At 63.0% G+C, this 23,010-nt stretch carries 18 protein-coding genes; 12 read left to right on the top strand and 6 right to left on the bottom strand.

Translation table 11 applies throughout. The annotated features are described in order from the left end of the window. Nucleotides 1-13: 13 nt before the first annotated feature. Complete coding sequence (locus B0G82_RS16065) at nt 14-1,225, bottom strand: acyltransferase (protein WP_121307919.1); 1,212 nt, start codon at nt 1,223-1,225, stop codon at nt 14-16. 251 nt (nt 1,226-1,476) lie between these two features. Between B0G82_RS16065 and B0G82_RS40080 the strand changes: the two genes are divergently transcribed. From B0G82_RS40080 to B0G82_RS16075, 3 genes are all read left to right on the top strand, one after another. After that, nucleotides 1,477-1,620, top strand: coding sequence for a hypothetical protein (locus B0G82_RS40080; RefSeq protein ID WP_181916746.1), 144 nt, complete (start codon nt 1,477-1,479; stop codon nt 1,618-1,620). A gap of 306 nt (nt 1,621-1,926) precedes the next feature. Next, nucleotides 1,927-2,844, top strand: a complete 918-nt coding sequence (gene galU, locus B0G82_RS16070) for a UTP--glucose-1-phosphate uridylyltransferase GalU (protein ID WP_121307920.1) — start codon at nt 1,927-1,929, stop codon at nt 2,842-2,844. A 62-nt stretch (nt 2,845-2,906) separates the two neighbouring features. Next, the gene (locus tag B0G82_RS16075; protein WP_116148452.1) at nt 2,907-3,131 is read left to right on the top strand and encodes a hypothetical protein; all 225 of its coding nucleotides are present in this window, start codon (nt 2,907-2,909) and stop codon (nt 3,129-3,131) included. Nucleotides 3,132-3,285: 154 nt separating this feature from the next. On the opposite strand, the gene B0G82_RS16080 is transcribed toward B0G82_RS16075, so the two are convergent. Beyond that, a complete protein-coding gene (locus tag B0G82_RS16080; protein WP_121307921.1) occupies nt 3,286-5,460 on the bottom strand; it encodes a malate synthase G in 2,175 nt (724 codons plus the stop codon). 123 nt (nt 5,461-5,583) lie between these two features. Continuing rightward, entirely contained in the window at nt 5,584-5,988 is a 405-nt protein-coding gene (locus B0G82_RS16085) for a heme-binding protein (protein ID WP_116116949.1), read from the bottom strand. 398 nt (nt 5,989-6,386) lie between these two features. Between B0G82_RS16085 and B0G82_RS16095 the strand changes: the two genes are divergently transcribed. Then, a complete protein-coding gene (locus B0G82_RS16095; protein ID WP_121307922.1) occupies nt 6,387-7,262 on the top strand; it encodes an MOSC N-terminal beta barrel domain-containing protein in 876 nt (291 codons plus the stop codon). Nucleotides 7,263-7,270: 8 nt separating this feature from the next. Here the strand turns inward: B0G82_RS16095 and B0G82_RS16100 are convergent, their stop codons facing one another. Continuing rightward, entirely contained in the window at nt 7,271-7,651 is a 381-nt protein-coding gene (locus tag B0G82_RS16100) for a response regulator (RefSeq protein ID WP_121307923.1), read from the bottom strand. A 427-nt stretch (nt 7,652-8,078) separates the two neighbouring features. Then, on the bottom strand, nt 8,079-8,894 hold the full coding sequence (gene cobA / locus B0G82_RS16105; protein WP_121307924.1) for a uroporphyrinogen-III C-methyltransferase: 816 nt from the start codon (nt 8,892-8,894) through the stop codon (nt 8,079-8,081). 707 nt (nt 8,895-9,601) lie between these two features. Between cobA and nirB the strand changes: the two genes are divergently transcribed. The 7 genes from nirB to B0G82_RS16140 all read left to right on the top strand — a co-directional run bounded on the left by nirB (nt 9,602) and on the right by B0G82_RS16140 (nt 20,010). Then, complete coding sequence (nirB, locus tag B0G82_RS16110; RefSeq protein WP_121307925.1) at nt 9,602-12,142, top strand: nitrite reductase large subunit NirB; 2,541 nt, start codon at nt 9,602-9,604, stop codon at nt 12,140-12,142. A gap of 31 nt (nt 12,143-12,173) precedes the next feature. Further along, nucleotides 12,174-12,527: a nitrite reductase small subunit NirD gene (gene nirD / locus B0G82_RS16115; protein WP_106281190.1), complete on the top strand. Its 354-nt coding sequence runs from the start codon at nt 12,174-12,176 to the stop codon at nt 12,525-12,527. A 35-nt stretch (nt 12,528-12,562) separates the two neighbouring features. After that, nucleotides 12,563-16,774 carry a bifunctional nitrate reductase/sulfite reductase flavoprotein subunit alpha gene (locus tag B0G82_RS16120; RefSeq protein ID WP_121307926.1) on the top strand — a complete coding sequence of 1,404 codons (4,212 nt, stop codon included), beginning with the start codon at nt 12,563-12,565 and terminating at the stop codon, nt 16,772-16,774. Nucleotides 16,775-16,973: 199 nt separating this feature from the next. Continuing rightward, a complete protein-coding gene (locus B0G82_RS16125; protein ID WP_121307927.1) occupies nt 16,974-18,341 on the top strand; it encodes an MFS transporter in 1,368 nt (455 codons plus the stop codon). Nucleotides 18,342-18,524: 183 nt separating this feature from the next. Then, nucleotides 18,525-19,013, top strand: a complete 489-nt coding sequence (locus B0G82_RS16130; RefSeq protein ID WP_106281196.1) for an MgtC/SapB family protein — start codon at nt 18,525-18,527, stop codon at nt 19,011-19,013. A gap of 186 nt (nt 19,014-19,199) precedes the next feature. Next, nucleotides 19,200-19,661: an SRPBCC family protein gene (locus B0G82_RS16135; RefSeq protein ID WP_121307928.1), complete on the top strand. Its 462-nt coding sequence runs from the start codon at nt 19,200-19,202 to the stop codon at nt 19,659-19,661. Next, complete coding sequence (locus B0G82_RS16140) at nt 19,645-20,010, top strand: metalloregulator ArsR/SmtB family transcription factor (protein WP_121307929.1); 366 nt, start codon at nt 19,645-19,647, stop codon at nt 20,008-20,010. The genes B0G82_RS16135 and B0G82_RS16140 overlap by 17 nt, the downstream gene beginning before the upstream one ends. Nucleotides 20,011-20,021: 11 nt before the next feature. On the opposite strand, the gene B0G82_RS16145 is transcribed toward B0G82_RS16140, so the two are convergent. After that, a complete protein-coding gene (locus tag B0G82_RS16145; RefSeq protein WP_121307930.1) occupies nt 20,022-21,179 on the bottom strand; it encodes a porin in 1,158 nt (385 codons plus the stop codon). 286 nt (nt 21,180-21,465) lie between these two features. On the opposite strand from B0G82_RS16145, the gene aldA reads away from it, so the two are divergent. Next, nucleotides 21,466-22,911, top strand: coding sequence for an aldehyde dehydrogenase (gene aldA, locus B0G82_RS16150; RefSeq protein WP_121307931.1), 1,446 nt, complete (start codon nt 21,466-21,468; stop codon nt 22,909-22,911). Nucleotides 22,912-23,010: the final 99 nt, after the last annotated feature.

The raw sequence follows: 23,010 nt of genomic DNA on the forward strand, positions 1-23,010 counted from the left end.
TTGCTGCGTGGGTTCAGGCCTGTTTCAATGCCGCCTTCGGCTTGAAGCTGGCCGACCACTTCATCGCCGGCAACTCGACCAGCCGGTAGAACACATAAGCCACCGGCACGGCCACCAGCATGTAGCCGAACGACGGCCAGATCGACATTTGCAGCGACGAGCGGAACAGCAGCGACGACAGCAGCACGAAGATCGGCAGATGGATCAGATAAAGCGAGAAGCTGAAATCGCCGAAGCGCGACAAAAGACGCGTGCCGAAGGCCGGGCCGCGCTCCCGATTGCCGCGCTCCAGCGCCTTGTACAGGTAGAACGCGAAGCCGACCGCCCAGAGTTGGAACGCGCCGTACTGGCCGAAATGAAACGCGGCGCAGCCGAGCGCGACGAAGCCCGCGGCGAGCGCGTAGAGCCACACCGAGGAGCGGGCCTGCGGTGCCCGATGCGCACGGGCGTCGGCGATCCACGCGCCGAGCGTCCACGAAAACCAGTACGACGTGAAGAACTGGATGTCGTGGCGTTCGAGCACATAGGCGGACACCACGTTGACGAGCGCGACGATCGCCAGCACGGAGGTCATGCCGATACGCCGGCGCAGCGCGAACATCAGCGGATAGATCGCGTAGAACTGCACTTCGAGCGAGAGCGTCCAGAGCGCGCCGTTCGATCCGAACGTCTTGCCGGCCACGCCTTGCAGCGAAAACAGATTGACAAGGAAGGCCTGCAGGCCGATCTCGCGGATCTTGTGGCTGACGGGCGGCAGTTGCAGGCTGAACCAGTCGAGCGCGAAGGTCAGCACCAGCGCCGCGAGCAGCACGGGATAAATGCGCGCAACGCGGCGCACCCAGAAATTGCCCGTATCGAGCCGGTAAGCCGGATTGCCGGCCAACCGCAGCGCGCCGCCCCGATGAATGCAATAACCGCTGATCACGAAGAAAATCGGCACGCCGGCGGAGCCCCATGCAATCGGGAACGTCAGGTACGCGGCAATCGCATTCAGGCTGAATGCATGGCCCACGCTCTGATGAAACGCCTGAATGCCGACCCATTCCACCTGACGGCAATGAAAATACGCCACCAGCAGCGCGGCGAAGCCCCGCATGGCGTCGATGACATGCTCCTTGCCGGCGCTGTCGGCGCGCGCCTCGTTCTGGGCGCGAGGCGCGGCAGTCTTGCGAGGCGGGGAGAGGGGCAGGGATGAGCCGGCGGCATCCAGTGCTGAGTCGCTCATACGCGGTCCTTATTCTGACGGAGGGGAAATGCGGATTCGCAGATTCGCGCGGGCGCCGTACGCGCCCGCGGTGCATGACATGCTAGTGCACGACGCAGGTAAAAAATCGATAAAAAATTGCGTATTGAATTGAATTAAACGGCGATTGTGTGACTAATTGTAATTGAGCATAAGCAGATGCAGCCGCGAATTATTTGCCGCTTTTGTTGTGCTAATTTAAGCCACGGATTCTCTTGACCCGAGGTGAAGTCATGAACCTGCATTTACTCGCCGGCATTGCCGTGCTGCTGATCCTTGTCGCCGCCTCCGCCTATCGGGAGGCGCTGCGCAATGAGCCCATTCGCCGTTTTCGCATGACCCCCGGCAAGCTGCCGCAGCTGGACGAGAACGACTAACGCGGCCTGGAAGAGGCGCGAGGCGCACCCGCGGTCGAATCCACGGGCGCGCCTCGCGCAGCTGAAGGCCAGTTGTCAGGATATGTAAAATTTTCGGAATTAGCGGAAAATAAATCGATTTCGTCGCGTAATTGTTGCCCGCTGTCTGTGACGATGCGGCATATCGAAAAAGAATGGCTTTATTTATTCCGATTGCGGAAATTTCACATACGTACTGGCGTAATTTTTTGCTAGTCTTTCCGGCGACATCGATTGGCCGCCAGGCCCGCGACACACTAATTTCTAACCGATGTGGGAATGCCTACCATGCTGAAAGTCACCAAAGCCGTGTTTCCCGTAGCGGGCCTCGGGACACGATTCCTGCCGGCTACCAAGGCAAGTCCTAAGGAAATGCTGCCGATCGTGGATAAACCGCTGATTCAATACGCGGTGGAAGAAGCGATTGCCGCCGGCATCACCGAGATGATCTTCGTGACGGGGCGCAGCAAGCGCGCCATTGAAGATCACTTCGACAAGTCCTACGAGATCGAAGCCGAACTCGAGGCACGTAACAAACAGAAGCTGCTCGATCTGGTGCGCAGCATCAAGCCGGCCAACGTCGACTGTTTCTACGTGCGCCAGGCCGAAGCGCTCGGTCTCGGCCACGCGGTGCTGTGCGCCGAGAAGCTGGTGGGCGACAGCCCGTTCGCCGTGATTCTGGCCGACGACCTGCTGCACAGCTCGAAGCCGGTCATGAGCCAGCTCGTGGATACGTTCAACCACTATCACAGCTCGGTGATCGGCGTCGAAACCATCGCGCGCGAAGACAGCCGGTCGTATGGCGTGGTGGACGGCCGCGAGTGGGAAGACAACGTGATCAAGCTGTCTGGCATCGTCGAGAAGCCGGCGCCGGACAAGGCGCCGTCGAATTTGGGCGTGGTGGGGCGCTATGTGCTGATGCCCACCATCTTTAAGCATATCCGCGCGTTGAAGCCGGGCGCAGGTGGCGAGCTGCAATTGACCGACGCGGTGCAGTCGCTGCTGACAGAAGAGCAGGTGCTCGCGTATCGCTATTTCGGCACGCGTTTCGATTGCGGCAGCAAGCTCGGCTATCTGAAGGCAACGGTGGAATTCGCGCTGCGTCATCCGGAAGTGAAGGCGGAATTCGAGGCTTATTTGCAGGCGTATATGCAGGGCAATATGCAGGAAGGCGTGCCGGCGCAGATTGTCGCGGAAGCGGCTTGATCTGCATTGAAAGCCGGTGCGGTTAGCGTTGTCGGGTTGATGCGGGCGAACGATTGACCGACATGCCAACGCCGCTGTTCGTGATTCTGCTCGTGCTCTTTGTCGGCTCGGCGGGGCTTATCGTTATCAATCTCACCGGGGACCCCGGCGTCGACTATTGGGACCTGGATGGGGAGAAAAAATCCTCTCCGTCCAAACTCGATGCCCTGCGAAATCGCATCGTGTTCTACACATCAGGTGCCGTGCTCGTTGGCACTTTCGTCGTTTATCTGATGCTGCGCCACTAAGCCGCAAACAATGACCGTCGGAACCCGATCGTAGCCCCGGTATTGCACCGGGGCAGTTACCGCGAACGACAACAAAAAACGGGCGTCGTAAACCACGGCGCCCGTCTTTCTTTCAGCCGGCCCACGCATCACACGCAGCCCGGCCAACCGGCTGTCAAACTTCCTTCTTCACTTCCAGCCGGAACTTATGCAGCAACGGTTCCGTGTAGCCGCTCGGCTGCTGGCGTCCTTCGAACACCAGCGCCTGCGCGGCCTTGAAAGCGATCGTATCGAAGCCCGGCGCCATCGGCTTGTAGAGCGGGTCGCCCGCATTCTGCTCGTCCACCACCTTCGCCATGCGCTTGAACGTCTCTTCGACGAGCTCGCGCTTCACCACGCCGTGATACAGCCAGTTGGCAATGTGCTGGCTCGAAATACGCAGCGTGGCACGATCTTCCATCAGGCCGACGTCATGAATGTCAGGCACCTTCGAGCAACCCACGCCCTGATCGATCCAGCGCACCACGTAGCCGAGAATGCCTTGGGCGTTGTTGTCGATCTCGCTGCGGATCTCGTCGTCGCTCCACTTCGTTTCCGCGACGACCGGAATCGTCAGCAGGCCGTCGAGCAGTTCGTCGCGCACCTGCGCGTAATCCGTGCGCTCCAGTTCCCGCTGAACCGCCTGCACGTCGATCTGGTGGTAGTGCAACGCATGCAGCGTGGCGGCGGTCGGCGAGGGCACCCACGCGGTGTTCGCCCCGGCCTTCGGATGCGCGATCTTCTGTTCGAGCATGGCGTGCATCAGATCAGGCATCGCCCACATGCCCTTGCCGATCTGCGAGCGGCCACGCAGGCCTGCGCTCAAACCGACCAGCACGTTGCTGCGTTCATAAGCGGCAATCCAGGCGCTCGACTTCATGTCGCCCTTGCGCATCATCGGACCGGCTTCCATGGCCGAGTGCATTTCGTCGCCGGTGCGGTCGAGGAAACCCGTGTTGATGAACGCGACCCGCTCAGACGCTTCGGCGATACAGGCGAGCAGATTCACGCTGGTGCGGCGCTCCTCGTCCATGATGCCCATCTTGATCGTGTTGCGCGGCAGCTTCAGCAGGTCTTCCACGCGCGCGAACAGCTCGCTCGCGAAGTCGACTTCGGCCGGGCCGTGCATCTTCGGCTTGACGATATAGATCGAACCGGTGCGCGAATTCAACTGGTGCTTGCGGTCATGCAACGCGCACAGCGTGGTGATGACGGCGTCGAGAATGCCTTCCGGAATCTCGTGGCCGTCTTTGGTCAGCACGGCGGGATTGGTCATCAAGTGACCGACGTTGCGGATGAACAGCAGCGAGCGGCCATGCAGCACCACCGGCGCCGTGCCGTTCGCGGCGGTGTACACGCGGTCGGCGTTCAGCCGGCGCGTGAAGGTCTTGCCGTTCTTCGTGACCTCTTCGGTCAGGTCGCCGGTCATCAGGCCGAGCCAGTTGCGATAAAGCAGGACCTTGTCTTCTGCATCCACGGCAGCGACCGAGTCTTCACAGTCGATGATCGTGCTCACCGCCGCTTCGACCACCACGTCCTTCACGTGCGCGGAATCGGTCCTGCCGATCGAATCGCTCGCGTCGATCTGGATTTCGAAGTGCAGGCCGTTGTGCTTGAGCAGCACGGCGGACGGCGCGCTTGGCTCGCCCTGATAGCCGATGAATTGCGCCGGCGTCTTCAACTCGCTCGTGCCGTTCTTCAGCGTGACGACCAGCTTGCCGGCTTCGACGCTATAGCGCGTGGCGTCCGTGTGGGAACCATTCGCGAGCGGCGCGGCCTGGTCGAGGAACTTGCGGGCATAGGCGATCACCGCGGCGCCGCGCACCGGATTGAAGGCTTTCTGCTTTTCGGCACCGCCGGTCTCGGGAATCGCGTCGGTGCCGTAGAGCGCGTCGTACAGGCTGCCCCAGCGCGCGTTCGCCGCGTTCAGCGCATAGCGCTGATTCGACAGCGGCACCACGAGTTGCGGGCCGGCCTGTTCGGCGATTTCGGTGTCGACGTTGTCCGTCGTGGCTTTGACGCCGGCAGGCACCGGCACGATATAGCCGATGCCTTCGAGAAACGCACGGTACGCCCGCAGATCGCGCACCGGACCCGGATTGGCGCGATGCCAGTTGTCCAGCTCGGTTTGCAGGCGGTCGCGCTCGGCGAGCAGCGCGCGGTTTTTGGGCGCCAGCTCGTGCACGAGGGCGTCGAAACCTGACCAGAATGCGGCGCTGTCGAGTCCGGTGCCGGGCAGGGCTTCGGTTTCGACGAACTGGTCGAGGTTGGCGGCGACTTGCAGTCCGCCGCGCGTGTTCATCTGAGTCATCGACTGCTCCATCTATCTGAATGGGGCCGATGAGGGGGCATCGGCCCGCGTTGTGCAACGGTTAGTTTCTTTGATTCATGGCGGCCGTTCTGGTCGGCTTGCGAACGGAACCGCACTGAAAACTCAGGCCGCGATAGCGGCAATACCCGCCTTGGCGATCTGCGCGTCCTGATCCGACTTGACGCCCGACACGCCGACCGCGCCGACCACGTGGCCGTCGACGATCACCGGCACGCCGCCTTCCAGCGTGCCTTGCAACGGCGCGCTGAGGAACGCGGTGCGACCGTTGTTGATCATGTCTTCATATACCTTGGTTTCGCGGCGGCCGATCGCCGAAGTGCGGGCCTTTTCGGTCGCGATATACGAACTGGCCGGCGCGCTGCCGTCCAGACGCAGCATGCCGAGTTGATGGCCGCCGTCGTCGACCACCACGATGGCGACAGCCCACTGGTGTTTCTCGGCTTCGGCGCGGGCGGCTTCGAGAATGCGGGTCGTTTCGGCGACGGTCAACATGGGTTTGCTCAGCATAGTGAATTTCCTGGTTCGTGTAGGGTAAGGATCGGCTCGGCCCCGCCGCCACTCGCGCTTTGCACGATGGCTTCGGCCTCGATGGGCGGCCGCCGCGCGCGGGAATTGCACCGTGCACGCGCGCAGCTGCCGCGTTGATATTCGGTGACCACGCGGGTTGCACGCAGCCTTCCAGTATCCGCATTGTGCGCGAATGCCGCAGCGCCGGCCTGGTCCTTGCCCAAGCGCTTTGCTTGGGGATTTTACGTCCAAGCGCCGCCGGAAGGAACGGCTGCATCGCGCGCCCGGGTCTTCAGCGGTTCGTTTGGCCGCTATTCCGGCTGGAACGAAGCGAGCGGCGGGCTTTACAATCAGGCATCGAACACAAGAATTCACACTCTCCACGTGCGTCCCACGCCATGCCGACCATCAGCGAACTATTCGTCTATCCGATCAAATCCTGTGCGGGCATTGCCCTGAATGAGGCGCGACTGCTCGCCACCGGCCTCGAATACGACCGCTGCTGGATGGTCACTGACCCGGCCGGCGCCATGCTCACGCAGCGCGCGTATCCGCGCATGGCGTTGATCAAGGTCGAACTCGGCGCCGAGGATCTCGTGATCCGCGCGCCCGGCATGAGCGAGTTGCGCACGCCGCTGGAAAGCGCACGGCTCGAGGCGCCGCCCGCGGTGCAGACCAGGGTCTGGCGCGACGCGGCCTATGGACTCGACACCGGCGACGCATGCGCCGCGTGGTTCTCGACATTTCTCGGCGTGCCCGCGCGGCTCTTGCGCTTTAATCCCGAACGCGAACGCGTTGTCGATCCGGACTACACGGAGAGCGTGGGCGGCGCCACCACCCATTTCGCCGATGGTTTTCCGCTGCTGGTGATCGGCCAGGCGTCGCTGGACGATCTGAACACGCGCCTGAACGGCAAGGGCGCGCCGTCGATTCCGATCGACCGCTTCCGTCCCAACGTGGTGCTGACGGGGCTCGACGCGTATGAGGAAGACTATGTGGAGACGCTGAGCGTGGCTGGCGAAGCAGGCGGGGGCGCGCAACTGCAGCTGGTCAAGCCGTGCACGCGCTGTCCGATGCCGACCATCGACCAGGCGAAAGGCGCACCCGATCCGGACTGGCCGAACGAGCCGACCGACACGATGAGCGTCTATCGCGCGAATCCGCAGCGAAACGGGGCGATCACGTTCGGCAACAATGCGCTTGTCGCGAGTGGCGCCGGAACGTGGCTGCGAGTCGGGCAGGCAGTGGAAGCGGAATTGGGCTTCGGCGATTGAGTTCAGGGCTAATGCCGGACGCCCACGGTCAACGCCGCGAGAATCACCGGCATCGGCACTGGCTTGACGAAATGATGATCGAAGCCCGCGCGCAGCGATTCGCTCACTTCCTCGACACGTTCGAGCCCGGTGACCGCGACCAGCGTCGGCGCCGGAGTATCGCCTACGTAGCGGATTCGCCGCGCCACCGCGCGTCCGTCCAGACGCGGCATTTCGACGTCCAGCAGCGCGGCCTGCGGATGCCATGCGCAGTATTGAGCCAGCGCGTCGAGGCCGTTGCGCGCCGTTCGGATCTCGAAGCCATGCGCGCTGAAGTAGTGTACGTAAGCGGCCAGCAGGTTCGCGTCGTCGTCGGCGATCAGAAGGCGTGCGGCTGGGTGATGGGCCATCTGATTTCCCTCAGGTTGTGGTCCTGTCAGGTGAGCAATTTGAAGTCCCGACAGAATCGACGCTCCATCAAGTGATTTTCAGGCCGAATCGGCAAGGATAGGCAGCACCGCTTCTCACGAATAAAATACCGCTCGGCAACGATGCAGACGCCTGCATCGCGCGGGATATCGAGGCGGTCCAGCATCTCCACGCGATGCCTTCCACCCCGCCCATGATCCGCAAGAACAGAGCATCGGCTTTGCCGCCGTGGCCCGCGTCACGGCGCAAATCTACAAGCTGGGCAGTTATATCTCCGTACCGATCATTTTTCCCGACGGCAGTTATTTCGGTAATCTCTGCGCGATTGAGCCGAATCCCGTCCGAGGTGTCGAACTCGCGCCTGAGAGTAGCGAGCGGACTTGATGGGTCGAGAAACGCGCGAACTGCTCACGCGGCCTGCGCGATTGCCTCGCGCGCGCTCGGCATGTCGCTTTGCATCGCGTTCGGTTCGCCGCCGCGTGCGTTATCTCCCGCCCACACGCGCTCGACGCTCTCGCCGATCGCGCTGCCCACCAGAATCACCGCCGGGCTGCCGAAGCCCGCGTTCGTCGCATCCGCGGCGAGCCGATCGAGGCGGCTCATCAGACGCCGTTCGTTGCTGCCACCGGCCCATTGCACCACGGCAGCGGGCGTATCGGCCGGCAGACTCGCGAGCAACGCGGCCGCGATACTGTCGATGCGCCGCATCCCCATGTAGATCGCCAGCGTGGTGCGTGTCGCGGCCAACGCGGCCCAGTCCGGCTCGCCGTGATCTTCGGTATGTGCGGTCACGAAACTGACGCCGTGGCAATGGCGGCGATGCGTGAGCGAAATGCCGAGACCCGCGGCGGCGGCGAACCCCGATGAGATGCCGTTGACGATCTCCACCGGAATACCGGCGCCGCGCAAGACCGCGAGTTCTTCGCCGGCGCGTCCGAACAGCAGCGCTTCGCCGCCTTTCACCCGCACCACGTGCAAGCCCTTGAGCGCATAGCGGCGCATCAACCGTTCGATGAACGCTTGCGGCGTCGAGCGGCAGCCACCGCGTTTGCCGACGCGAATCACGCGCGCTTGCGGCGCTAGGGTCACGATCTCGGGATTCGCGAGGTCGTCGAGCAGCACGACGTCGGCGACGGCCAGCGCTCTCGCGGCCTTGAGCGTAAGCAGATCGAGGTCGCCGGGGCCGGCGCTCAATAAGGTGACCTTGCCGGCGTTCGTGTTCATCGCGGTATCTATCACGGTGTCCTTCGCTTCTGTGTCGGCCGGCGATCAGTGTCGCGCCGGCGCCCAATAAAAAAAACGGCGTCCGCTCGTGATGATCACGAGGGGACGCCGTTGTCCGTTTACTGCGTGGTGTGCTGCTCTGCCGTTTCGCTTCCAGCACGGTGAAACACAGCGTTGTGTTTCGCCCGCATCGGTATGTGCTGCACGTCGTGGCTGCCGCATTGCCGCCATGAACTCGCCACTGCTTATGCAAGGACTACGCCATCCGTCGGCCACGCGCGCTGTACGCCTTGCCACGCCTCGCAAATAACGCCGCCGACGCGCACGCCCCGCACCGTTCGCAAGCGTGCACCTCGCACGCGCAGGGTGCTGCGTCGCACCATCCATGTGCCACGCTGCATCAAAACGCGTCGCGCGCCCGCTTTGCCGCACACGCATGCGATTCGCCGCAAACGCCCGCGCCACGGCCTCCTTCCGGGCATTTAGTGCAACTGGCATAGGCTTTGCGTTAAGGCTTGCCATCGGATCAACGTGGATCCGGCGCGAGTGCAACACAAAGTACTCGCTGCAGGACAGGTCAGGACAACGGCGTCCCCCGAATTCAGTCATCGACTGGGTTCGCGGGACGCCGTTTTTATTTCCAGAATCGTTTTCGCCACCTGCCATACGGCGTCGCTCGCAACCAGCACATTGAGGAAACCGCGCTCATGAAAATCATCGTTATCGGTCACGGGATGGTCGGTCACAAACTGGTCGAGTGCCTCGCCCAGGACGCCGCGCACGGCCTCGACATCACCGTGCTGTGCGAGGAATCGCGCCCGGCCTACGATCGCGTGCACCTGTCCGAGTTTTTTGCGGGCAAGACGGCGGACGATCTGTCGCTCGTCGAACCGGGTTTCTTCGAACGCCAGAACGTGCTGCTGAAGCTGAACGCAAAGGCCGTGGCGATCGATCGCGATGCGCGCACCGTGACGGTATCGACGGGCGAAACGCTGCCTTATGACAAGCTGGTTTTCGCCACCGGCTCCTATCCGTTCGTGCCGCCCGTGCAGGGCCGCGAGCGTGCCGATTGCTTCGTGTACCGAACCATCGACGATCTCGAGGCGATGCGTGAATGCGGCGCGCGTTCGAAGACGGGCACGGTGGTCGGCGGCGGGCTGCTCGGGCTCGAATGCGCGAAGGCGCTGCGCGACATGGGCCTGCAAACGCACGTGGTCGAATTCGCGCCGCGTCTGATGGCCGTGCAGGTGGACGACGGCGGCGGCCGCGTGCTGCGCAGCAAGATCGAAGAACTGGGCGTGACGGTGCATACGCAGAAGAACACCACGGCGATCGTCGATGGCGAGCAGGGCACGCACCGCATGCAATTCGCCGACGGCAGCCACCTCGACACCGACATGATCGTGTTCTCCGCGGGCATTCGTCCGCGTGACGACCTGGCGCGCGCCAGCGGCCTGACGCTCGGCCCGCGCGGCGGCATCGTGATCGACAACGCATGCCGCACGAGCGATCCGCACATCTATGCGATCGGCGAATGCGCGCTGTGGAACGGCCAGTTGTTCGGCCTCGTGGCGCCGGGCTACGACATGGCTCGCGCAGTGGCGAAACAACTGCTCGGCGACACGGCGGAATTCGCCGGCGCCGACATGAGCACCAAGCTCAAGCTGATGGGCGTGGACGTGGCGAGCATCGGCGACGCGCACGGCAACACGCCGGGCAGCCGCGCGTATCAGTTCAGCGACGAGCGCAAGCAGGTCTACAAGAAGCTGGTGGTGTCCGAGTGCGGCAAATATCTGCTGGGCGGCGTGATGGTGGGCGACGCCGGCGAATACGGCACGCTGCTGCAAATGATGTTGAACCGCATCGAATTGCCCGCGTCGCCTGAATTCCTGATTCTGCCGGCGGCCGACGGCAATGCGAAACCCGCGCTCGGCGTCGATTCGTTGCCGGCTTCCGCGCAAATCTGCTCGTGCAACAACGTCTCGAAGGGCGAGTTGTGCGCCGCCGTTTGTGCCGGCGCGACCGATATCGGCGCTTTGAAATGCGCGACGACCGCCGGCACCTCGTGCGGCGGCTGCGTGCCGCTCGTCACCCAGGTGATGAAGGCCGAGATGAAGAAGCAGGGCCTCGCGGTCAATAACCATGTCTGCGAACACTTCGCGTATTCGCGCCAGGAGTTGTATCACATCGTGCGTGTGGAAGGCGTGCGCAGCTTCGGCGAACTGCTCGCGAAGCACGGCCACGGCCTCGGCTGCGATATCTGCAAACCGGTGGTGGCGAGCGTGCTCGCGTCGTGCTGGAACGAGTTCGTGCTGAAGAAGGAGCACGCTTCGCTGCAAGACACCAACGACTACTACCTTGCCAACATTCAGCGTGATGGCACCTACTCGGTCGTGCCGCGCATGGCGGGTGGCGAAGTCACCCCCGATGGTTTGATCGCGGTCGGCCAGGTAGCGAAGAAGTACGGCCTCTATACGAAGATCACCGGCGGTCAGCGGGTCGATCTGTTCGGCGCGCGCGTCGAGCAACTGCCGTTCATCTGGGAAGAACTGATCGCCGCCGGTTTCGAATCCGGCCACGCGTACGGCAAGTCGCTGCGTACCGTGAAGTCGTGTGTCGGTTCGACGTGGTGCCGCTACGGCGTCGGCGATTCGGTGGGTCTCGCGGTGGAGATCGAGAACCGCTACAAGGGCCTGCGCACCCCACACAAGATCAAGTTCGGCGTGTCGGGCTGCACGCGTGAATGCGCGGAAGCGCAGGGCAAGGACGTCGGCATCATCGCGACCGAAAAGGGCTGGAATCTCTATGTGTGCGGCAACGGCGGCATGAAACCGCGCCACGCCGAACTGCTCGCGTCGGACCTCGATAAGGAAACGCTGGTGCGCTACATCGACCGTTTCCTGATGTTCTACGTGCGCACCGCCGACCGTCTGCAACGCACCAGCGTGTGGCGCGAGAGCCTCGAAGGCGGCCTCGATTACCTGATCGACGTGGTCGTCAACGATCGTCTCGGGGTGGCCGGCGAACTCGAGTCGGAAATGCAGCACGTGGTCGACACCTACGAGTGCGAATGGAAGAAGGCCGTCACCGATCCCGAAACGCGCAAGCGCTTCCGTCATTTCGTCAACAGCGCCGAGTCGGACAGCCATGTCGCGTTCGTCGAGGAGCGCGGCCAGATCCGGCCGGCGACACCCGCCGAGCGGCGTTCGAAGCTCGCCGCGATTCCCGTTGTCGTCGAAACCGTTTGATTGAACCGCACTTTCACCGAGGACTTCCGTCATGAACAACGATCGCCTGCCACGCTCCTGGACGCCGGTTTGCCCGCTCGACGACATCGTGCCCAACACGGGTGTTTGCGCGCTCGTCAACGGCGAACAGGTCGCGGTTTTTCACGTGAACAACGGTGACGCGGACCCGATCGTGTACGCGATCGAAAACTTCGATCCGGGCTCGCAGGCGGCGGTGCTCTCGCGCGGATTGATCGGCAGCCTCGGCGAACGCATCGTCGTGGCCTCGCCGATCTACAAACATCACTTCGATCTGCGGACCGGCGAGTGCCTCGAAACACCGGCGCATTCCGTCGGCGCGTTTGCCGCGCGCGTGGAAAACGGCCAGGTGTGGGTCGCGGTTTGAATCGCTGAATTCTTTTTTAACGACGTCGCCCGCTCATGTCCTCTACAAACGTAAAAACCGTGTGCCCCTACTGTGGCGTTGGCTGCGGCATGGTGCTGCACGTCGAGGACGGCCAGGTCGTAAAAATCTCCGGCGACAAGGAGCATCCGGCCAACTTCGGACGGTTGTGCACGAAGGGGCAATCGGCGCATGTGGCGTTGCGCAAGTCGGGGCGTCTCGAAGGCGCGTTCGTGCGTCACGCGCGTGGCCAGGACCCGGCGCCGCTGCCGATGGCACAGGCGATCAGCGCCACCGCAGCGCGTTTGCGCGGCCTGCTCGATGAACATGGGCCGGACGCGCTGTCGTTCTACGTATCCGGGCAGATGTCGATCGAGGCGCAGTACCTCGTCAACAAACTCGCCAAGGGTTTTGTCGGCACCAACAACATCGAATCGAATTCGCGCCTGTGCATGGCGAGCGCGGGCAGCGGCTACAAACTGTCGCTCGGCGCGGACGGTCCGCCGGGATCGTACGAGGACATCGATCACGCCGACCTGTTCTTCGTGATCGGCGCGAATATGGCCGACTGTCACCCGATTCTGTTCCTGCGCATGATGGATCGCGTGAAGGCCGGCGCCAAACTGATCGTTGTCGATCCGCGCCGCAACACCACGGCGGAGAAAGCCGATCTCTTCATGCAGATCAAGCCGGGCACCGATCTCGCGTTGCTCAATGGCCTGCTGCATCTGTTGCACGAAAACGGCCAGACGGATGCCGCATTCATCGCCGAGGCTACCGAAGGCTGGGATGCAATGCCCGCGTTTCTCGCCGATTACACGCCGGAGAACGTCGCGCAAATCACCGGCCTCGCCGTCGAGGATATCCGCGAGGCCGCGCGGATGATCGGCACGGCGAAAGAGTGGATCAGTTGCTGGACCATGGGCCTGAATCAGAGCACGCACGGCACCTGGCACACCAACGCGATCTGCAACCTGCATCTGGCGACGGGCAAGATTTGCCGGCGCGGCAGCGGCCCGTTTTCGCTGACGGGCCAGCCCAATGCGATGGGCGGCCGCGAGATGGGTTACATGGGGCCGGGCCTGCCGGGTCAGCGCTCGGTGCTGGTCGAAGAAGACCGCGCGTTTATCGAAGACCTGTGGCGCATTCCGAAGGGCTCGCTCAAGCCGCAGGTCGGCAACGGCACGATCGATATGTTCGCGCGCATGGCGGCGGGCGAGATCAAGGCGTGCTGGATCATCTGCACGAATCCGGTGGCGAGCGTGGCGAATCGTCAGAACGTGATCGACGGATTGAGCGCGGCGCAACTCGTGATCGCGCAGGACGCGTTCCTCGATACCGAAACCAACCGATATGCCGACGTGCTGTTGCCCGGCGCGCTGTGGGCCGAAGCCGAAGGCGTGATGATCAACTCCGAGCGCAATCTGACGCTGATGCAAAAGGGCATCGAGCCGCCGGGCGCGGCGCTGCCGGACTGGCAGATCATCGCGCGCGTCGCGTGTGAAATGGGTTTCGCCGATGCCTTCACATACGCGAGCGCGGAGGAAGTCTTCGCGGAAATCACCCGCGCGTCGAATCCGAAAACCGGGTACGACCTGCGCGGCGCGAGCTATCGCCGCCTGAAGGAAACGCCGTTGCAATGGCCGCTTGCATCGGATGATTCCGGCGACCGCAACCCGGTTCGCTACCTCAACGACGGCGTGAGTCAACCGCTCAAGGAACGGCTCGACAGCAGCCGTGCGCGGCTCGTATTTCCGACAGCGAGCGGCAAGGCGATGTTCTTCGCACGCGCCTACGCGGCGCCCGCTGAACTGCCGGATCGTGAGTTTCCGATCGTATTGAACACAGGCCGCTTGCAGCATCAATGGCACACCATGACCAAGACCGGCAAGGTCGCGATGCTCAACAGGCTGAACCCAGGCCCGTTTGTCGAGATTCATCCCGAAGATGCCGCCACGCTCGGCATCAAGGCAAAAGACCCGGTGGAGATTCGTTCGCGCCGTGGTCGCGCGGTGTTGCCGGCTGTCGTGACCGAGCGCGTGAGCGCGGGCCAGTGCTTTGCGCCGATGCATTGGAACGACGTGTTCGGCGACGACCTGTGCGTCAACGCCGTGACGAGCGACGCCATCGACCCGGTCTCGCAGCAGCCCGAACTCAAGTTCTGCGCTGTGACGCTGAGCCCGGTGGCGGTCGAGCGCGTCGAGCCGTTCCTGAATGACGACGATGTATCGCTGGCGGATGCATCCGTTGCAGTCGCTGCGAGCGCTGCGCTGGCCGACACCGTATCGGCTAGCGCCGAGGACCTGGATATGCCCCGTATCGAAGCACTCACCAGCCTGTTGCAGTTGCCGCCGACTCCCGCGCCTTCGTTCACCGATCAGGAGCGCACGTATCTCGCCGGCTTCGTGAGTGGACTGCGCTCGGCGGAAGCGCAAGGTATCGACCGCGTTCCGGTTCTGCCGGCTAGCGCGCCGTTCGATACGGCGAGCCGTCTTTACGTCGACGGTCTGCTGGCCGGTCTTTATAGCCGCAGTGCGACCGCTCTGGGCGATGCGTTGACAACGCCGCACGCCGCGGCGAATACAGAAACATTGCACGCGTCGTCCGGCGTGCGCATCGTGCGTGCGCGGCCGAAGGTCACGCTGCTGTGGGCCTCGCAAACCGGCAACACCGAGTCGCTGACCGAAGCCTACGCAACGCGGTTGATGGAGTCGGGCTTCGAAATCCGCACGTCGTGCATGGCGGACTATCAGGCATCGACGCTCGCCAAAGCCCAATACGTGCTGCTGATGACGAGCACCTTCGGCGACGGCGATCCACCCGACAACGCACAAAGCTTGTGGACGCAATTGAGCGGCGAGGGCGCGCCGCGCCTCGACGGCGTCCGCTTCGCGGTGCTTGCGCTCGGCGATCGCAACTACGACCAGTTCTGCGGCCACGGCCGGCGTCTCGATGAGCGGCTCGCTGCACAAGGCGCGCTGCGCCTGATGGAGCGCGTCGATTGCGATAGCGAGTATCAGGAAAGCGCGGACGCGTGGCTCGAACGCATCATCGTGCGTATCAAGGAAGAGGATGCCGCACTGTATGCCGTGCCGCCGGGCGGCATGATCAACTCGGTCGTGCCGGGCACGGTGGCGACCAAAACGCGGCCGGCCGCATCGCGGCTCGTCAGCAATCTGCGTCTGAACAAGCAGGGCGCGGCGAAAGATACGCGCTACTTTTCGCTGCGTACCGGCGACTCGGGACTCGAATACGAAGCAGGCGATGCGCTCGGCGTCTGGCCGAGCAACTGCCCGGAACTCGTCGACGAATTGATCGCACTGAGCGGCGTGAGCGCGGACGCCGCGGTGAACGTGGCTGGCGTGGGCGAAATGCGCCTTGCCGATGCGCTCGGCAAGCACTACGAGATCGCGCGGCCGAGTCCCGATCTGCTCGCGTTCGTCGCCGCGCGCAGCAACAACGGTGCGCTGCGCGATCTGCTGTCGCCCGAGCGCAAGGCCGACCTCAAGCAGTGGTTGTGGGGCCAGCAGATCGCCGACGTGCTGCACGAATTTCCCCTGAGCCTCACGGCCTCCGAATTGACCGGCATGCTCAAGCGGCTGCAGCCGCGTCTCTATTCGATTGCGTCGAGCCCGAAAGCCCATCTGGGCGAAGTTCATCTGACCGTTGCCGCGGTGCGCTACAGCAATGGCCGGCGTCATCGCAAAGGCGTGTCGTCGACGTTTCTCGCCGACCGCGCGGGCGATGTCAACGTGCCAGTATTCGTGCAGAAGTCCGCGCACTTTCGTCCTCCTCATGGTTCCGATACGCCGATGATCATGGTCGGTCCCGGCACCGGCGTTGCACCGTTTCGCGGCTTTCTGCACGAGCGGCGTGCGCGCGGCGATACGGGACGCAACTGGCTCTTCTTCGGCGAGCAGCACGCGGCCTCCGATTTCTACTATCGCGACGAACTCGAATCGATGCGCGATACCGGTGTGCTGACCCGCCTCGACGTCGCGTTCTCGCGCGACCAGGCAGACAAGGTCTATGTGCAGGACCGCATGCGCGAACAGGGTGCGCAATTGTGGTCGTGGCTCGAAGACGGTGCGCATTTCTACGTATGCGGCGACGCCAACCGGATGGCTAAAGATGTCGACGCGGCGCTCAAGGAAGTGGTGGCCTGTCACGGCGGCATGAGCGATGAAAAAGCTCTCGAATACGTGAACCGCCTCGCGCAGGAAAAGCGCTACGCACGCGACGTTTATTGATAGTCATGCGGTTGTCAGCGCAACGAGCGCGCTCGCGTTTCAAGGTTTCAACGAGTACGCAGTACAGCTTCAAAAGAAGGAACCGCATGGCATGGAGGTTGCATGTTTATGCCGGTTATCAACATGGTGATCATTCCGGTGCGTGGCGCGTAGCGCAATCTGCTGGATAGTCGAAAAATCAGTTTTGTGAGGATATCTGATGAAAAACGTGATGAGCTCCCTAAAGAGTGGGGACTGGCGCGCGCTGGTGGCGTGTTTCCTCTATTTCGACACGGGCTTTACCGTGTGGGTCCTGTATGGACCGCTCGCACCGTTCATCAGCAAGAGCATCGCGATGACGCCCGCGCAACAGGGGTTGCTGGTCGCGGTGCCGGTGCTGTCGGCCGCGATTCTGCGCGTGACGCTCGGTAACCTGTATCAATCCGCGCATGGCAAGCGCATCGCGCTGATGGGCGTGCTGTTGTCGGCGGTGCCGACCATCGTGTTGCCGTTAATGCCGTCCGTACCGTCGTACACGATGCTGCTGGTGCTCGGCGTGTTTCTCGGCGTGGGCGGTGCGAGTTTCGCGGTGGCGCTGCCGATGGCGGGCAGCAACTATCCGCCGAAGGTGCAGGGCCTCGTGCTGGGCCTCGCCGCAGCCGGCAATATCGGCGCGGTGCTCGACGGCTTTCTGTTCCCGCAACTGGCGACGCACTACGGCTGGCAGGTGGCCGCCGGCGGCGCTCTGCCGTTGCTCTCGATCGCCGCGATCACGCTGTATTTCTGGGCTAACGACTCCGGCGTGAAAACGGGCAGCGCGCTACGCGCATTCGGCAGCTTCGCGGTGACGCTGATCGGCTTGATCGTGCTGGTGCTGCTGGTCGAAGCGGGCATGTTCGGCTCGGGCAAAACAGGTGTGCTGCTGTTGCCGGTGATCGGCGCTCTGCTGGCGATTGCGGTGCTGCCCAAGCGCTATCGCGCAGTGCTGGCCGAACGTGACACATGGGCGATCATGCTGGTGTACAGCATTACGTTCGGCGGATTCGTCGGCATGTCCTCGTATGTCACGCTGCTGCTGACCAACCTTTATCAGCTCTCGAAGATCGACGCCGGCCTCTTCATGGCGCTGCTCGCCGCGACTGGCGCGATGGTGCGTCCGCTCGGCGGTCTGATCGCCGACAAGGTGTCCGGCGTGCGCGCGCTGACCGTCCTGCTCGCGATCATCTCGCTGTGCGACTTCGTGTTCGCCGCGGTTATGCCGACCATGGCCGGTGGCATCGCGCTGCTGCTGTGCCTGTACGTGGCCTTCGGTCTCGGCAACGGCGCGACCTTCCAGCTGGTGCCGCATCGCTGGGCCGGCCGCACGGGTCTGATGTCGGGCATCGTCGGCGCCGCGGGCGGCATCGGCGGATTCTATCTGCCTGTCGTGATGGGTATCGCGAAGGAAAGCACGGGCAGCTATCAGATGGGCTTCGCGACGTTCGGCGCGCTCGCGGCCTGCGCGTTCGTCGCAATCGTCGCGCTGCGCCGTCCGTGGATGGCGTGGTCGATGCACACCGGTGTGATGCACGCGCACGCAACGGAGTGATGCAGTAACGCAGTAACGCGCGCGATCCGGCTGCCACGCTGACGTGGCGGTGCGGATCGTGCGCCGCGGCCGATCAAAAATCAGTGGTGAGCGCGTTCGTGAAGAAAACCTCGGCGGGATGAGCCACGCAGTGCCGCGTTATTGTCGTATGCTTGGCGTTTTCCAAAACGTCGGGCAAATGTAATGTACAACTGGTGGCACGCGGTGTGGGCAGCCGCCCGGGCAGAGTTCTCCGATCTCGGCAGCGCGGCCGACGTCACTCAGGTCCTGATGCGCCTCGGGCTGGCCTTGATACTCGGCGGCATACTGGGTTTCGAGCGTGAGATGTCACGGCGCGACGCCGGCATGCGCACGCACATGATGGTGTCGGTCGGCGCGGCCTTGTTCGTGGTCGTGCCGCTGCAGGCCGGTTTTTCGCAGGACAACATGAGCCGGGTCTTGCAGGGACTCGTGTCCGGGGTCGGTTTTCTGGGCGCGGGCGCCATCATCAAGCTCAGCGCCGAGCGCGAGGTGCGCGGTCTGACGACGGCGGCAAGCTTGTGGCTCAGCGCGGGCGTCGGCGTGGCGGCGGGGCTCGGGCGCGAGGCCACGGCGATTCTCAGCGTGGCGATCGCGCTGGCCATTCTGTCGAGCGCGCGGCTCTTCAAGAGCGGGGAACAGGAAGAAAAATAAAGGCGCGGTGGGCGCATGAGCCTACGAAAGACCGCTATGCAAAAATGCAGTCAAATACTTGCATGTTGGCTGCGCGGCTTCTAATATGCAGCTCGCGACTATGTTGCATGAGACCAGAGTAACGAGCTTTGCATGGGACCAGAGTAACGCGCTAAAGCGCGAACTCTGGTCGACAGGAGGCTGCATATGAACACATCCACCGATCGCATCGAAAAACAGATTCTGCTGAAGGCGCCGCGCTCGCGAGTCTGGCGTGCATTGTCCAATGCCGAGGAATTCGGTAACTGGTTCGGCGTGAATCTCACCGGCAAAGAGTTCGTGGCCGGCCAGTCCGTGCAGGGCAACATTACCTATCCGGGCTACGAGTATCTGGTCATGGACGTGCATGTTGAACGCGTCGAACCGGAGCATCACCTGTCATGGCGCTGGCATCCGGCCGCGGTCGATGTCAAGGTGGACTATTCGCCGGAGCCGACCACGCTGGTGGTCTTCGAGCTGACCGAGGTCGAGTCGGGCACCCTGTTGCGCGTGGTCGAGTCGGGCTTCGATCAACTTCCCCCCGGCCGCCGCGAAGAAGCGTTCCGCATGAATAGCGGCGGTTGGGAAGAACAGATGACCAACATCGAACAGCATGTCGCCAAGGGTTAAGAAGGCGTCTGGCGGAACGGCTCTGAAGGTGGCGGCGCTGCGCAGTTCCGCGGCCATTTTCGCGGCGCTCGGCGACGAGACACGCCTGTGTCTGGTCGCGGTATTGTGCGCGGGCAGCGCGATGTCGATCGCGCAACTCACTGCGGGAACGGACATCACGCGGCAGTCCGTCACGCAGCATTTGCAGGTGCTCGCCAACGCGGGGCTCGTGCGCGATGTGAAGGTGGGCCGTGAACGCTTGTGGGAATTCGAGCCCACCCAACTCGACGCAGCGCGCCGCGCGCTCGACGCGATCTCGCGGCAGTGGGATCACGCGTTGTCGAGGTTGAAGGCGGCGGTGGAGGACTGAAAAACCGTCGCTTAAAACTTATGCCGCAGCGCCAGCCGAACGGCGACCTGGGTGCCCGTCGACGACGGTGCCTGCACACCGGGAATGAACGCGTTGTCGAGAATCGAGTGAGTCGAATCGCCCGCGACCTTTTGATACTCGCCCTGCACATACACATCGGTGCGCTTCGACAGGTTGTAATCCGCCATCAGGCCGACCGAGTGAATCTTCGGCTTCACGCTGCCTGACGACGCATCGTAGTTTTCCATCGTGTACACGTACTGCGCGCCGACGAAGAACGCCGGCGTGAACTGGTATTTGCCGTTCACTTCGAAGTTCTGATACTTCAGCGTATTCAACGTGACGCCCGTCGCGGCCAGCGGAATGCCGATATAGCCGTTGCCCGTCGGGTTCTTGTAGTTCGAGTTGGTGTAGGCAAAACCGGCCGTCGCCGAGCCGAACGTGTAGTTGATGCCGCCGCCGAACACCCGCATGCGTCCGGCGATAAAGCTGGCGTCGTTTGCGGTAATCGCGCCGGTCGAGCCCACGCCGGGATTGTCCGCCTGCATATAGGCCGCCGCGACCAGCAGCCCGCCGTTCGCATATTGACCGCCGAAGCTATACGCGCGGTTGTTCGCGAAGTGGGTGTCGTTACTGAAGGCGTACGCGCCGCCGAACTGAAAGCCCGCCATCTCCGGGCTCGCGTATTTCACACTGTTGCCAAGGCGGAACGAGTTGTCGGTGTTGTCGTTGTCGTACGGATGCGCGAACAGGTAGCCGGCCCAGTTGCCGTTGGCCGTGGTCTGCGCGAGGTAATCGACCACGGAATCGTACTGGCGCCCGAGCGTGACCGTGCCGAAGCGACCATCGCTCAGCCCCACATACGCCTGCCGCCCGAACATGCGGCCGCCCTGGCCGAGCCGTCCCGAACTCACGTCGAAGCCGTTTTCAAGTTGAAACACGGCCTTCAGGCCGCCGCCCAGATCCTCCGAACCCTTCATGCCCCAGCGGCTGCCTTGCGCATAGCCGCTCGCCATTTCCCACACCGCGCCGTGCCCCGCGTTGTTGGTGTAGTCGATGCCTTCGTCGAGCACGCCGTACAGCGTGACGCTGCTTTGAGCGAAGGCCGGCGACGCCGCCAGCGAGGCGAGTGCGGCGAATGCGGCGGTCGCAATGCGGTTCTTTTTCATCATGAGCTCCATACCTTGGTAGTGAGCGGACCGAATTCCCCGGACGAACCCGCAGGCGTTCGACGACCGCTGCTTTTTGGCAAAGCCCGGATTCTGCTATTCGGGATGGGAATCGCGAATGAGGCACATCCCTGGATAAACGTGATTTTTTTGAATGTTTGTCCCGCGAATTATTCGCTTGTGGCGGGGCGGTGACCCAGAGAAAAATTCCGTTCATGCACCTTTGGCATGAAGGCCATAGCCGAGGGCAATGCGTTTTTCGCACCATGCTTTTCAGGAGACGACCATGCGACTCGATCGGAATTTTGCTAACGGCCAGTTCATCGAACCCGCGACCGACACCGCTAGCCGCGAGATCATCGCCGTTTGCAATCCGGCCACCGAGGCCGTGATCGCCCATGTCACCGGCGCCACCCAGGCCGAAGTCATCGCCGCGGTCGATGCCGCCGCGATTGCGCAAAAGGGCTGGCGCAAGCTGCCGGCGGCCGAGCGCGCCATCTATCTGCACAAACTCGCCGACGCGCTGACCGAATGCGCGCCCGCCATTGGCGCGGCGCTCGCGCTGGAGTCCGGCAAGAGCGTGGCCGACGCCACCAACGAAGCGATCTACGCCGGCCAGATCACCCGCTACCACGCAGAGTGGGCGCGCCGCATCGAAGGCGAAGTGATTCCAAGCGATACGCCCGACGAAAACCTCGTGCTGCATCGCGAGCCGATCGGTGTGGTCGCGTGTCTGATCCCGTTCAACTATCCGGTCTATACGTTCATGCGCAAAGTGGCGCCGGCGCTGATCGCCGGCAACACGGTCGTCGTGCGTCCGAGCAACAACACGCCGACATCCGCATTCGAAATCGCCAGGGCGGTGGAGAAGGCCGGCTTGCCGGCGGGCGTCGTCAACATTCTCGCGATGAACCACGCCACCGCCGAGGCGCTTTGCACGCATCCCAAGGTCGGCATGATCACGCTGACGGGCAGCGTCGGCGCGGGCCGCAAGGTGCTCGACTATTGCAAGGCGAACATCGCCAAGCCGTCGCTCGAACTGGGCGGCAAGACGCCCGCGATCATCGAGGCCGATGCCGATCTCGAGAAAGCCGCGCGCGATCTGGTCGCGTCCAAGACCACGCATTGCGGTCAGTTGTGCACGGCGATCGAACGCGTCTACGTGCAGGAAAGCGTGCATGACCGCTTTGTCGCGCTGCTTAAAAAGCACATGAGCGCGGTGGAAAGCGGCGATCGCAGCGAACAGCCGTCGTTGATGGGTCCGCTCGTCAACGAGGCGTCGCGCCAATCGATTCACGCGATGGTGGAACGTGCGGTCGCAGCGGGCGCCACGCTCGAAACCGGCGGCAAGCTACCCATACCAGGTCAAGGCAAAGGCTTCTTCTATCCGGCCACGTTGCTAACGAACTGCCGTCAGGACATGGAAATCATCCAGGAAGAGACCTTCGGTCCGATCATGCCGGTCGTCAAATATCGCACGCTCGACGAAGCGCTGGAGATGGCCAACGATCATCAATTCGGCCTCTCGTCGGTGCTGTATACGGAGAACTATCGCGGCGCGATGAAGGTCGCCAACGGCATCGAAGCCGGTGAACTGTACGTGAACCGTACGCCCGCCGATCCGTATCAGGGCTTCCACGCCGGCTGGAAACGTTCGGGCCTCGGCGGCGACGACGGCAAGCACGGCATGCTCGAATTCACCCAGACCCGGCTCGTGGTCATGAAGTACTGAAGCTGAACTGGCACGCGCCGCACCTTGAAGCTTCGGTGCGTGTCTGCCTTGCAACCTGAAAAGCGCAGCGATTCTGCTGCCAGTCCATAACAAAACATA

The sequence above is a fragment of the Paraburkholderia sp. BL17N1 genome (genome assembly GCF_003634175.1).
In the GTDB taxonomy this organism is placed as follows: Bacteria; Pseudomonadota; Gammaproteobacteria; order Burkholderiales; family Burkholderiaceae; genus Paraburkholderia.

Excerpts from the sequence above, each read along its gene's own strand:
- B0G82_RS16120 (WP_121307926.1), top strand. The coding sequence starts at position 12,563 with ATGTCCTCTACAAACGTAAAAACCGTGTGCCCCTACTGTGGCGTTGGC.
- nirD (WP_106281190.1), top strand. The coding sequence starts at position 12,174 with ATGAACAACGATCGCCTGCCACGCTCCTGGACGCCGGTTTGCCCGCTC.
- B0G82_RS16145 (WP_121307930.1), bottom strand. The coding sequence starts at position 21,179 with ATGAAAAAGAACCGCATTGCGACCGCCGCATTCGCCGCACTCGCCTCG.
- B0G82_RS16095 (WP_121307922.1), top strand. The coding sequence starts at position 6,387 with ATGCCGACCATCAGCGAACTATTCGTCTATCCGATCAAATCCTGTGCG.
- B0G82_RS16080 (WP_121307921.1), bottom strand. The coding sequence starts at position 5,460 with ATGACTCAGATGAACACGCGCGGCGGACTGCAAGTCGCCGCCAACCTC.
- B0G82_RS16135 (WP_121307928.1), top strand. The coding sequence starts at position 19,200 with ATGAACACATCCACCGATCGCATCGAAAAACAGATTCTGCTGAAGGCG.
- aldA (WP_121307931.1), top strand. The coding sequence starts at position 21,466 with ATGCGACTCGATCGGAATTTTGCTAACGGCCAGTTCATCGAACCCGCG.
- B0G82_RS40080 (WP_181916746.1), top strand. The coding sequence starts at position 1,477 with ATGAACCTGCATTTACTCGCCGGCATTGCCGTGCTGCTGATCCTTGTC.
- nirB (WP_121307925.1), top strand. The coding sequence starts at position 9,602 with ATGAAAATCATCGTTATCGGTCACGGGATGGTCGGTCACAAACTGGTC.
- B0G82_RS16085 (WP_116116949.1), bottom strand. The coding sequence starts at position 5,988 with ATGCTGAGCAAACCCATGTTGACCGTCGCCGAAACGACCCGCATTCTC.
- B0G82_RS16075 (WP_116148452.1), top strand. The coding sequence starts at position 2,907 with ATGCCAACGCCGCTGTTCGTGATTCTGCTCGTGCTCTTTGTCGGCTCG.
- B0G82_RS16065 (WP_121307919.1), bottom strand. The coding sequence starts at position 1,225 with ATGAGCGACTCAGCACTGGATGCCGCCGGCTCATCCCTGCCCCTCTCC.
- cobA (WP_121307924.1), bottom strand. The coding sequence starts at position 8,894 with ATGAACACGAACGCCGGCAAGGTCACCTTATTGAGCGCCGGCCCCGGC.
- B0G82_RS16130 (WP_106281196.1), top strand. The coding sequence starts at position 18,525 with ATGTACAACTGGTGGCACGCGGTGTGGGCAGCCGCCCGGGCAGAGTTC.
- B0G82_RS16125 (WP_121307927.1), top strand. The coding sequence starts at position 16,974 with ATGAAAAACGTGATGAGCTCCCTAAAGAGTGGGGACTGGCGCGCGCTG.
- B0G82_RS16100 (WP_121307923.1), bottom strand. The coding sequence starts at position 7,651 with ATGGCCCATCACCCAGCCGCACGCCTTCTGATCGCCGACGACGACGCG.
- B0G82_RS16140 (WP_121307929.1), top strand. The coding sequence starts at position 19,645 with ATGTCGCCAAGGGTTAAGAAGGCGTCTGGCGGAACGGCTCTGAAGGTG.
- galU (WP_121307920.1), top strand. The coding sequence starts at position 1,927 with ATGCTGAAAGTCACCAAAGCCGTGTTTCCCGTAGCGGGCCTCGGGACA.